At 43.2% G+C, this 11172-nt stretch carries 11 protein-coding genes; 2 read left to right on the forward strand and 9 right to left on the reverse strand.

The features are described 5' to 3' along the window. Positions 1-4 precede the first annotated feature (4 nt). Together hslO and pckA are read left to right on the forward strand one after the other, a co-directional pair. Entirely contained in the window at positions 5-886 is an 882-nt protein-coding gene (gene hslO, locus ACRRS1_RS20435) for an Hsp33 family molecular chaperone HslO (RefSeq protein ID WP_432455680.1), read from the forward strand. Between the two features lie 179 nt (positions 887-1065). Beyond that, complete coding sequence (pckA, locus tag ACRRS1_RS20440) at positions 1066-2691, forward strand: phosphoenolpyruvate carboxykinase (ATP) (protein WP_432460323.1); 1626 nt, start codon at positions 1066-1068, stop codon at positions 2689-2691. Positions 2692-2848: 157 nt separating this feature from the next. On the opposite strand, the gene ACRRS1_RS20445 is transcribed toward pckA, so the two are convergent. The 9 genes from ACRRS1_RS20445 to ACRRS1_RS20485 all read right to left on the reverse strand — a co-directional run bounded on the left by ACRRS1_RS20445 (position 2849) and on the right by ACRRS1_RS20485 (position 11126). Continuing rightward, complete coding sequence (locus tag ACRRS1_RS20445) at positions 2849-3100, reverse strand: hypothetical protein (protein ID WP_432455678.1); 252 nt, start codon at positions 3098-3100, stop codon at positions 2849-2851. Between the two features lie 393 nt (positions 3101-3493). After that, positions 3494-4903, reverse strand: a complete 1410-nt coding sequence (locus ACRRS1_RS20450) for an O-antigen ligase family protein (RefSeq protein WP_432468841.1) — start codon at positions 4901-4903, stop codon at positions 3494-3496. Positions 4904-4911: 8 nt separating this feature from the next. After that, the gene (locus ACRRS1_RS20455) at positions 4912-5700 is read right to left on the reverse strand and encodes a tyrosine-protein phosphatase (RefSeq protein ID WP_432455676.1); all 789 of its coding nucleotides are present in this window, start codon (positions 5698-5700) and stop codon (positions 4912-4914) included. Beyond that, positions 5687-6103 (reverse strand): VanZ family protein, encoded by a 417-nt coding sequence (locus ACRRS1_RS20460; RefSeq protein ID WP_432455675.1) that lies wholly within the window; start codon positions 6101-6103, stop codon positions 5687-5689. The genes ACRRS1_RS20455 and ACRRS1_RS20460 overlap by 14 nt, the downstream gene beginning before the upstream one ends. Continuing rightward, positions 6094-6861, reverse strand: coding sequence for a hypothetical protein (locus tag ACRRS1_RS20465; protein ID WP_432460325.1), 768 nt, complete (start codon positions 6859-6861; stop codon positions 6094-6096). The genes ACRRS1_RS20460 and ACRRS1_RS20465 overlap by 10 nt, the downstream gene beginning before the upstream one ends. 59 nt (positions 6862-6920) lie before the next feature. Then, a complete protein-coding gene (locus ACRRS1_RS20470) occupies positions 6921-7994 on the reverse strand; it encodes a glycosyltransferase (protein WP_432460326.1) in 1074 nt (357 codons plus the stop codon). Beyond that, complete coding sequence (locus ACRRS1_RS20475) at positions 7991-9067, reverse strand: hypothetical protein (protein WP_432468840.1); 1077 nt, start codon at positions 9065-9067, stop codon at positions 7991-7993. Before ACRRS1_RS20475 ends, ACRRS1_RS20470 begins: the two co-directional genes overlap by 4 nt. Then, on the reverse strand, positions 9051-10061 hold the full coding sequence (locus ACRRS1_RS20480; protein ID WP_432468839.1) for a hypothetical protein: 1011 nt from the start codon (positions 10059-10061) through the stop codon (positions 9051-9053). The genes ACRRS1_RS20475 and ACRRS1_RS20480 overlap by 17 nt, the downstream gene beginning before the upstream one ends. Then, a complete protein-coding gene (locus tag ACRRS1_RS20485; protein WP_432460329.1) occupies positions 10062-11126 on the reverse strand; it encodes a polysaccharide pyruvyl transferase family protein in 1065 nt (354 codons plus the stop codon). It abuts the gene before it with no gap. Between the last annotated feature and the right edge of the window lie 46 nt (positions 11127-11172).

The raw sequence follows: 11172 nt of genomic DNA on the forward strand, positions 1-11172 counted from the left end.
AAACATGAAGCAAGACATTCTAAACCGTTATATATTCGAAGATTATAATCTGCGTGGTGAGTTAGTTCAGCTACAGCAAAGCTACCAAGAAATCGTCGGACAAAAAAACTACCCAAGCCCCATCCAAAACTTATTAGGTGAGTTGCTTGCCGCAACTTGCTTACTGACCGCGACGCTAAAATTTGAAGGTGACATCACCGTGCAAATTCAAGGCGATGGCCCGGTTAGCATGGTTGCCGTGAGTGGCACCGAACAACAACAAATGCGCGGCGTAGCGAATTGGAAAGGAGCCATCGACCCTCAAATCAGCTTTAGCGAACTGGTGGGTAAAGGGCACATTGTAATTACCATTACCCCAACCCAAGGCGAACGCTACCAAGGGATCGTGAATATTGATCCTGCAGGAGTGGCAGCCAGTATCGAAAGCTACTTTCAGCAGTCAGAACAACTCAATACCCGCATTTGGTTATTTACTGGGATCCATCAACAACAGCCTTACGCGAGTGGCTTATTCCTACAAGCTCTGCCAGCCAGCCAAGCAGAAGATAAGGAACACTTTCAACTAATCGCCACTTTAAGCGATACCACCACGGCGGCAGAGAGCTTTGAATTGGACGCGGAGCAATTACTCTACCGTCTATATCATGAGCATCAAGTTAGATTGTATGAGCCACAACAAGTCAGTTTCAAATGTAGTTGCTCAACACAGCGCTGTGAAACTGCATTAATGAACATAGACCATCAAGAATTGTTAGATATTTGTCATGAACGTGGACATATTTCCATGCATTGCGACTATTGCGGGCATGAGTATCAATTCAACGAAGCCGACATAGAAAACTTTTCTCAAGACAAACTATCGACAAACCCAAGCAACCTTCACTAAACTAGGCCAAGGGAATGCGTGTTTCATCGCATTTCCTGATCACAATAAATATAACCATAATAAAATGTGCTGGTAATTTGACGCCCTTCTCTTTTTACACCCGTTAAAGAGCTAGAATCAAAACCATTACTAACAAAAATATAATATAAATCTTACCTCTCTACCTACAGGAGACTGCTATGCTAGACGTTGCAGAAAAGGATCAGGTGATCAACCTGACGCAATACGGCATCAAAGACGTGTCGGAAATTATTTACAACCCTTCTTATGAAACACTCTACCAAGAAGAAACCCGACCCGAATTAACTGGTTACGAAAAAGGAATTGTAACTCAGTCTGGAGCCGTTGCGGTTGACACCGGGATCTTTACCGGACGTTCCCCCAAAGATAAATACATCGTGTTAGATGATTCCACCCGAGACAGTATGTGGTGGACTTCTGAGCAAGCTAAAAATGATAACAAACCGATCGATCCGGCAGTCTGGACCGATCTCAAAAAAATAGTAGCCGACCAACTCTCTGGTAAACGCCTGTTTGTGGTCGACACCTTTTGTGGTGCCAACCCCGATACGCGTTTAAAAGTGCGTTTCATTGTAGAAGTGGCTTGGCAAGCCCACTTTGTGACCAATATGTTTATTCGTCCAAGCGCAGAAGAGCTGGTCGATTATGAGCCAGACTTCGTAGTGATGAACGGCTCTAAAACCACCAATCCTAACTGGCAAAAACAAGGTCTTAACTCCGAGAACTTTACGGTTTTCAATATGACCGAAAAAATGCAAGTCATTGGTGGTACTTGGTACGGCGGCGAAATGAAGAAAGGCATGTTCGCCATGATGAACTACTATTTGCCACTTAATGGCGTGGCCTCGATGCATTGCTCTGCCAACGTGGGTGAAAAAGGTGATACAGCGATTTTCTTTGGTCTATCAGGCACTGGGAAAACCACTCTGTCAACCGATCCGAAACGCCAACTCATTGGGGATGACGAGCACGGCTGGGACGATGAAGGCATATTTAACTTTGAAGGTGGCTGCTACGCAAAAACCATCAAATTGAGTAAAGAAGCTGAGCCTGATATTTATCATGCGATTAAACGGGATGCCTTGTTAGAAAACGTAACCGTGCGCAATGATGGCAGCGTAAACTATGACGATGGGTCGAAAACCGAAAATACTCGCGTTTCTTACCCGATTTACCACATTGAAAATATCGTGAAGCCAGTATCTAAGGCCGGACCTGCGCAAAAAGTAATTTTCTTAACTGCCGATGCATTTGGCGTGCTACCACCAGTTGCCAAACTCACCGCAGAACAAACCAAGTATCATTTCCTATCTGGCTTTACCGCCAAATTAGCGGGTACAGAACGTGGGATTACTGAGCCAACACCAACCTTCTCTGCCTGTTTTGGAGCGGCGTTTCTAACTTTACACCCCACCCAATATGCTGAAGTACTGGTCAAACGGATGGAAGCGGCTGGCGCAGAAGCTTACTTGGTGAACACCGGTTGGAACGGTACTGGTAAACGGATCTCGATTAAAGATACACGAGCAATCATCGATGCAATTCTCGATGGTTCTATTGAACAGCAAACCACTAAAATCTTGCCGATCTTCAATCTAGAAGTCCCCACAGCATTGCCGGGGGCAGATAGTGAGATCTTAGATCCACGAGATACCTATCAGGATCCATTGCAATGGCAAAGTAAAGCTGAAGATTTGGCCCAGCGTTTTATCAAAAACTTTGATAAATATACTGATAATGCCGAAGGAAAAGCTTTAGTCGCAGCGGGTCCACAACTCGACTAATCAATTCACATTGATTGAACGATAAAATGCCAGATGGTGATACCAGCTGGCATTTTTATTTCCGTCAGTTGGAACGGGTTTATCGCTCTGGCGGCAAGACGAAAAAAGGCTAGTGAAAGCTAGCCTTTGATTATTTTCATAGCGTACAACGACTCATTTAACTAGCAGACGCAAAACCACTCCCACCAGAACCTGCACCACCACTACCAACACCAGGCATACTCGGTGGCGGTGGTGGCGTCAATAAACCTACAGGATTCAGCGCAGCAGGAAAAAATGGTGCCGAAAGCCCAGCAGGCGGTGCGGGTAAAGGCTGAGGCGGATCGGCAGCAAGCGCTAGTCCTGCCGCCATCATTTGCCCTGCCGAGACTAAGATCAGTAGCCATTTTGTTAACCGTATTTGCCTCATAAGTCCTCCTTGAACTAGCGTGGCATAACTACAAATTTACTTACTGTTGAAATAGCATCAAGCTCAAAAAAGCTCTACGGTCACGATTTCAACACCAAATACACTTCTTTTACAAAATCCATGCAAATAACAATCCAAATAATTTGCACAGAAAAATCAATACGTTATTAAAATAAATTTTTCTGTTTTGTGAGCCATGTAAAATAAATTGACAAACTTAGCTGCGGTTATTTCTAAGGGCTAACCGCCTCACTCTGATCGACGTAATAAATGCAGCATAAATCGTTCATCCATTCTGAGAGGCTCGACTGATAACAGTCATTACCACCATTGATCCTCCGTTTTCCAGTGACTCATAACATTTTCCTCGACTGTATAAACAGCGAACAGCGCCTATACATCCCTTAAATGCCCTTCTGTCGGCATCGTCGCTGCAACCATTCCCAGGCATAATACAATAATGAAACTAGCGGCATTGGCAGGGGCCTGAAGATTAAAATCGACACTAATGTGGATCAACATCGCCACAATCGCCATCATGCATCCCAACGCTGTGGCCCGCATGAGTGGGTCCATTCTTTTTCTGATTGCGATCAAACATCTAATTAGAGTCCAAAGCACCGCTGCGCCTAAAACTGCCGTAGCAAACACACCGTACTCAATACTAAACTGCAGATAGTCGTTGTGTGCATGATCGTAAAATTGAGCTAAAGGCTGAGGCGCGTAGTTTTGAAACAAGGCATAAAAACTACCGGCACCGCTGCCCGTGATAAAGAAGTCTTGAAGCATGTTCAAACTCCAATCAAACACCGCGACCCGCTCTTCTTCTGCCAATACTGTCGAACTTAGTCGCTCTCTTAGATTGTCTAAACCAAATAAGGAACTCACAATCAATACATCGATCAACAAGATACTCACAAAGAAGACAGTTAACGTACGTGGCCGCTTCCGAAACAAAACCAGAGCAAAACAAGCGCCAATAATCGTACTCACAAAAAAAGCACTATTGCCCATCCGCGAACGCGACATAACCAAACCAATTACCATAATCACCATGCAGAGCCTGATCAACATTTTACGACTCATGAATGCTTCAAGAATGCGTTTTAAGAACTGCTGCCAGCTGCTACTTTGTTGGGAATTCAGCTCCGACACGACGAGGCTTAAACTCATGCACAAACATAAAATAAGATAATTCGCAAAGTGGTTTTTATACACAAAGGAACCCGTCGCATGGCTTGCCGTAGGGATCTCAAATACTGGAGATGCCGCAACATCACTTAAAATGAGCATGGTGCCGTAAAAAGCTTGAAAGGTCCCACTCACGACAAAAGCTAGCATCAGCACTTGCATGCGTTCGCGACAATTCAATAACAAACAACAATTGACCGCGAGTAAGAGATAACTGCAGCCCATCACTAAATTAACCAAGGTCCGATTGGGATCCAGTGACAACGGTGCCTCGCTGAGCGGCTCAACGCTAACGCTTGCAAGTTCACGAAAGCTGGCGGCAGCACCGCTCAACAAGCTAAGCATATCAATAGACAAGGGAAGTAACTGAGCCAAAGCCACCAACTGCAAGATCCCTAAACCGAGTAACAAAAATCGGTTGGTTTTTAGCCACCCCCAAGGAAGGGCCTGGCGCCAACAGTAAACCAGTATCAAACTTTGCAGAGCAATCAATCCTTCCATAATCGACCAAGCCCAAGGTCGATTGCTGGCCAATGGAATTGGCAGCCACACCACTAACAACAGTAATAGGCCAAAAGCAAATCGCTCTGTTTTGGGAGAAAACATGTCCATCAAGGCTCCTAGGCTTTACGACTAAAAATATCAGGCTCAATCAGTGATGTGACGGTCGTTGCCAGTGTTCCTTGACAGCTAGCCGCAATCATTCCGGGGGTATCAATAAACAAACGTTGCGCTCGCGGCTGCCCACAAAGCAAACTCACCTTATCGTAAGCTTGACTCAAATTTGGCTGACGCTTCTCCAATCCATGGCAATCACTCGCGACCACGTCAACCAAATCATCCTCTAGCATTTGAAATGCTGTTTGTTGAGCCGTCTGGCGAAATTCTCCCAACAATGCACCGGCTGTCACTTGAAATAAACAGCCTAAACGACGCCATTGGCTGACCAGATTAATTTCATTCCATACCCCACGATTTCGCTCGGGATGAGCGATTAAGGGAGTGATATTTCTCGCCGTTAACCACTTAATAAAATTATTAAACCCTTGTGGAACATGTCCATGGGGAAGCTCCAGTAGCAATACATCTTTATCTTTAAAGCGTCCCAATAAAGGCAACTTTCCCTGTTTATGCCAAAGCATAATTTCTGGGCACAGGTGCACTTCGGCAGCGTAATATAGTTGCAAAGGAAGTTGCTGAGCATGAAGCTCTCGATTTAATAGCTTGTAGCTATGGCGGATCGATTGTGGGGTATTATCAAAAACTCCCGGTAAGATATGGGGGGTAGCCAGCATCACTTCTATGCCATCATCTACTGCAGCACAGAGCATTTTTATACTTTGTCTTAAGTCTTTTGCCCCATCATCAATTCCGGGTAGAATGTGACAGTGAATATCAACGAAGCCCATGTTGCTGCTCCTTTTTTTGCTTAAGAAGAAAGAGGTAATGAAGCAATAACCAGCTGGTCAGCGCGCATAAAATACCAAACAAGTTACTGATTAAATCGGTCCACGAAAACTCTCGCGTAGGGATAAAACGCTGTAAATTTTCATCCACTGCAAAAACCAATATGAGCAGTAAAATAAAACGACGAACGCGCTCTCGGTGCGCTTTTCCAAAACGACAAAAACCAAATAACAAAGCAATGGTACACAGGTAGGAAAAAATAAGATGAGTCATCTTGTCGCCACCTAAAGCTATTTCCAGTCGCCAAAGGGACAAAGAAAACCAGCCAAGAGATTTAAGCACACTGCCTAAAACCACCAGCGAAACAACCGTTACTGCTACCACTTTTAAATTAATTACTGCCATGACGATTGCGCCTTACAAAATTCGGCTTGAGCAATCGAACCTTGATAAGTCAGTAGGTAACAAATCCGATCTCTCACCAGTGCCGAAGGTATCTCTCGCTTTAGTTTGCGATTGATCGCTGGATTCTCGAGTAAACTCACTAGCGAGCTTTCTACCACTTGCTGCTGAAGCGGATCCAATCGCTCCCAATTAGCAATCCCTAAATTAACCATACCGAGCAAACTTGCCTTGGTTTTTGGCGCCACCGCTACACCTTGCGCCAAGTAAGCAAACCAAACCGCTGCTGGCTCTCCCATCGCTTGGCGGTTACTCGCAAGCGCAACATAAGTATCTGGCCACGTCGGCCTTAGATTCGCCGCTTGCTGATAAAAAGAGTAAGCCTTAGCCAAATTTTGAACTCGCTGTTGCGCTTTATTATCTTCACTTGAGATCACTAATTGATAAAAATTGCGCCACTCGACCTGCTTGGCAGCAAGGGTTAAATAAAGTGGATCATCATGACGCCATGCCAACATTTGTTGAGACACGAGCTCTGCAATCAGAACGTTTTGTTCGCTAAGTGAATGGCTATAGTCTTGCAGCCATCGCTCATGCCAGTTACGTAACGCATAGGAATAAACGTTGGCCAAACCTAACTGAAACGCCAATACCAACACCGTTAGCGAAATCGCGACCATTGTCGCCAAACCGAAATAACGCCATAACATTCGCCCAAAATAAACTGCGCTTCTTGCTTGCATTTCAATAGATGCTTCCATTGCATCTCCTTAAATCATTAACTCCCGCGTACATCGTTCGCTCACCTGAAACCATACGATTAACTGAGTGTTTGCTCTGATAGCGCTAAGGTGTCAGCCGCAATTTGCCGATATAGACTTAATAATCCGGCATAATTTGCTAAAGAAAAATGTTTGCGGATATGCGCTTTGGCATTGTGAGACAGCCGTTGGTATTCACTCGCATCGGAGAGTAACTGCTGACAACGTTGATACAGTTCTTCTATGCTGTCACATAGATAACCCGTTTCGCCATCTACGACGCAGTCCACCACGCCATGAGTTCTGATTGCGACCACTGGTAATCCAAAATACTGGGCCTCAATGGGAGCCACCGGCATTCCTTCCCAATGCGCAGTTGAAACATACAATCGAGCCGAGCTGTAATATTGAAACAAAGCCTCACGCGATAACCAGCCAGAGACATAATCAATCCCATCGGGTTTCGGTCCACCAAGCCAAACGAGACTATATTGATGACTGGCTAAAGCATACAGCGCCTTAAAGTCGTCAAAGCCCTTTTGTTTACAGATCCGGCCCACCGAGATAATGTCAGCCTGCGAGCTGGTCACCGAGGAAGTTAGATCCGAGAAATTCACCCCATTAGAGATAGTATGCACCCGCACCTTAGTGCTGAATCCCTTGGCCAGTTTTGCTTCAGATCCGCCACAAGCAACGATACAGCCAATCAGACTGAGTCGTTTTTCTATCCAATAGAATACTTTTTGTTTTAAGGGAGAAAACTCCTCCGATAAAAAGGCAAAGCAATGGGGGGTGTAACAGAGCTTGTGCGCGCTCAAGCCAAATGCGATCCGTCCCAAGAAACCAGAGAACGAAGAATGCAGGTGGATCACCGAATAATTCTTGGTCTTCACACGAAATAGCAGATAGCAAAAGACTTTCAGTAAAAAGAAACGCTCTCCCCGCTCGTAAGGTATCTCAATTAAACCCACATCAGGGAAACGCTGTGCAAGATCCTTCGGAGTTTCATCCTTTTTGCTATACAACAAATCAAACTGGAGTTGCTTATCCTCAGCGGCTAAATATTGAATTTGGTCAGAAATAACAGAGCATACCCCGCCGGCAAGGCATTCAGTAAAAATAAGCACTTTCATGATATTAAGGTCCTTTTACTCATCCAATAAAAAATCCCGCAACGCAGTATGTAACTCAAACAAACCACCACCAAAGGAGCATAACTCTGAGAAAGATGAACCGACAAACCAGTCACCATCACTAACATGCAAAGCACCACAAGATTGGGCAAATAGAATTTAATTTTGTTCTCTTTTAAACCACCAATGTAAAAAGACAGCTCAATAAATACGCAGGCAAAAATAACCAGTAGCAACAGGAAGTCGCTGCCACTAGGGGGCAAAATTAAATAGATATATTGAAACACTAAATAAATAGAAGGGATCGCTAGCAGAGCGGCCAGCACAAAAAATATCTTAAATACCGTAGCACTGAAAATTTTGGTATTAAATTGGGCAAATGCTGCCTGTATAAAAATCGACCAGAACACAACAAACTGTAATAGAAGACTATAAAAGCCAAGCGCTTCCATAGAAGAAACCGCAGCAATAAAATAACGCTGAAAGAACATCAAAAAAGTCGATGAGAACTGATAGCTTACCGAGTTAAGCGCCGATTTAATCACTGGCAAAGAAACATATGCTGCGGGCCGATGGTTCAAATAAAACATCAATAGGAACAAAAACAAAAAAATACCAACAAAATAATCAAAGGCAACAAGCGGATGATTAATTGATAAGCAGACCATAAGAATGGCAATAATAAGAGCAAAAAGCTGGTACTTTTGGTAACGCTCTTGTTTCGAAAACGACACCATTGAATCCAAGTAGACATCAACAAACTTCACAAAAAATATAATTTTAAAAATATCCCAAGCGAATAACAAACAAAGTAAATAAGCGAATAACAAAACGACTAATAGACTAAATCGAATACTCTTATGCACCTGATAGGCACTCTGATTTTCGCGACTCGAAAAATATCCCGCTAAAGAGAAATTCTTACTTGATAACATCAATACAATCACAATTGATGAAGCAAAGCTTAAAAATAAAGAGTACTGTCCAACATAACTTAAGTCGTAATGCCGAATCAGCATCAGCGGGATCAGCCACTGAATAATTGGATTCATAAAACTAATTAGTGCGTTCATATTTCATCCAAGAAAAATACATCATGATATAAATTGAAACAGAAGATAGATGACGCATGTAACTACCGAGATCGGGTTCAAATAAGAGTAGAACCAGTAAATGACTTATAAATAATAATCCAAATAGACGCAACTCTATGCTCTCGATTTGAGAGAATTTAAAAAAAGACACGAGTAAAATAAGGATATAAATCTGAAGGTAGAGCGAGTTTCCGGTGAAAACAAAAAAAATCGGAAAATTAAAATAAACCAAGCTAGAAAAATAATTCCCCATAAAAGCCTGCGCTGAATCGGGAGTCAAAGGGTTAAAATAGATCGTTTCGTGTCCTGCTCCTCCCATCGGTCTTAAGGAATTAAAAATATCTCGGGTACCTTGCACCTTAAAAAAGAAATCCTCTGGAAGCAAAAATAAAGAGAATAAGACAAGCAATACCACGAGCGCTTTATATTCAAAATTCAAGCGTTCCATTAATAACAATAAAGCAAATACGGCGATGATCAGTAAGTAATAATTACGAACCAAGCCATAGCTAAGGTACAAAGCAAAGATCAGTAACAAGGTATAAGAGAGATTCTTAGATTTGCGATACACAAAGAAACAAGCAATAACTAAAATAGAAACCAAGGTTTCTTTTTGGGGCCGAGATAAGCCAAGAACCAAATGAGGCATCAATAGCACAGAGCCATAGGCTAATTCGTCCCAGCGCCGAACAAAAAATGACATGGTGGCAATATAGGCAATGCCTGTAACAAACACTAATAGGCTAGATAAATGCTCACCAAGGAACTCAAACACCAAAGTCGTATAATAATAGGAACCATCTTGTGAAGACGGAGACGCGCTACCACTCGCCATCTCCATAATCAATTCAGAATCGCGAAAATATTTTTCGGGCAAAATAGCCTCTCCCCAGAGGAAGACCACTAAAAAAGCCACCAACCATAGTGAGAAGAATAGATACTTGTAGTATTTACTCTCTTTACGAATATACATTTATAAACTGGCTCGAATCTGATTAAAAAAATCCATTTCATTCATTGCTCTCAGCTTAGCGACTCGCTCTTCTACCGCTACACTATTAAAATTGTATGCGTTATCAACGTACTCTGAGATATTCAAATCTTGATATGCACCAAACCCCTTCCTCTCATAACTGAGATGAAAGGTTTTAAAGCCTGCTAATAGCGATTCAATGGCACCATGCAAACGAACTGAAATCACTAGCGCTTGCGGGTATTTTGTTAAGGCCTCCTTCACCGAAATAAAATCACTAATCCCGTGTTGTTGGTAAAAATCACCATCGTTATTAGAATTGACCTCACTTTGCACCGCATAAACAACGCTCTCGAATTGCGCCAATACTGGCTCTAACTCTTTTAAAAACTTATGGTTAACCGCTTTGCCACGGCGTAAATCCCTTAAGATCAAGATACAAGTGGAAGAGTGAGGCAATGTTGAAACTTCTAGCGAGTCAAATTTACGGATCAACTCCGAAACGGCCATATCTTTCACACGCGTGCTTTGGAGATTAATATTTTTAAGCTCTGCGACGGTTTTATCATCGCGAACAAACACTTGCTCAGTATTGGCCAGTAAGCGACTCAACCACGCAGAATAGACATAGCGCAGCGGACCAATACTCTGCGAGAGTAGAATATGCGGCTGATTAATGTTGCTTTTAACCCAAGCAATTTGTGAGCAGTGCACAATCAGCGTTTTTAGGGCTTCGCTGAGGGAACCAAACCTTAAATATCCGCCACCGACGGAGTAGAAACGATCACAATGTTGTAAGGACTGGTATTGTTTTGCTGAATAGCGCCCAAACAGCAGAAAGCCAATCACTTTCAATAATACCGCGACGTGCCCCAGTATGCCGCTACGGGAAAATTCATTACCAAGCACCTGGTAATCGCCGTTAAAACTATCGGGATCACTACAAACAATGATGATCTCGGTATCTTGGCCATGTTGCTTCTTTATATATTGGCAAGCTAGCTCAACCAGCAAACCATCACCCGAGTTTTTAGACGAATAGCAATTCATCAAAGCGACTTTCATTCGGCTTTCCTTCCCTTTAAAGCTAAGGATGCGCTAAACCAGCGAA

Source organism: Agarivorans sp. Z349TD_8, from assembly GCF_050870825.2.
Classification (GTDB): Bacteria; Pseudomonadota; Gammaproteobacteria; order Enterobacterales; family Celerinatantimonadaceae; genus Agarivorans.

Coding starts and splice junctions, on each gene's coding strand:
- hslO (WP_432455680.1), top strand. CDS start 5: ATGAAGCAAGACATTCTAAACCGTTATATATTCGAAGATTATAATCTG.
- ACRRS1_RS20470 (WP_432460326.1), bottom strand. CDS start 7,994: ATGAAAGTGCTTATTTTTACTGAATGCCTTGCCGGCGGGGTATGCTCT.
- ACRRS1_RS20480 (WP_432468839.1), bottom strand. CDS start 10,061: ATGTATATTCGTAAAGAGAGTAAATACTACAAGTATCTATTCTTCTCA.
- ACRRS1_RS20460 (WP_432455675.1), bottom strand. CDS start 6,103: ATGGCAGTAATTAATTTAAAAGTGGTAGCAGTAACGGTTGTTTCGCTG.
- ACRRS1_RS20455 (WP_432455676.1), bottom strand. CDS start 5,700: ATGGGCTTCGTTGATATTCACTGTCACATTCTACCCGGAATTGATGAT.
- ACRRS1_RS20485 (WP_432460329.1), bottom strand. CDS start 11,126: ATGAAAGTCGCTTTGATGAATTGCTATTCGTCTAAAAACTCGGGTGAT.
- ACRRS1_RS20465 (WP_432460325.1), bottom strand. CDS start 6,861: ATGGAAGCATCTATTGAAATGCAAGCAAGAAGCGCAGTTTATTTTGGG.
- ACRRS1_RS20475 (WP_432468840.1), bottom strand. CDS start 9,067: ATGAACGCACTAATTAGTTTTATGAATCCAATTATTCAGTGGCTGATC.
- pckA (WP_432460323.1), top strand. CDS start 1,066: ATGCTAGACGTTGCAGAAAAGGATCAGGTGATCAACCTGACGCAATAC.
- ACRRS1_RS20445 (WP_432455678.1), bottom strand. CDS start 3,100: ATGAGGCAAATACGGTTAACAAAATGGCTACTGATCTTAGTCTCGGCA.
- ACRRS1_RS20450 (WP_432468841.1), bottom strand. CDS start 4,903: ATGGACATGTTTTCTCCCAAAACAGAGCGATTTGCTTTTGGCCTATTA.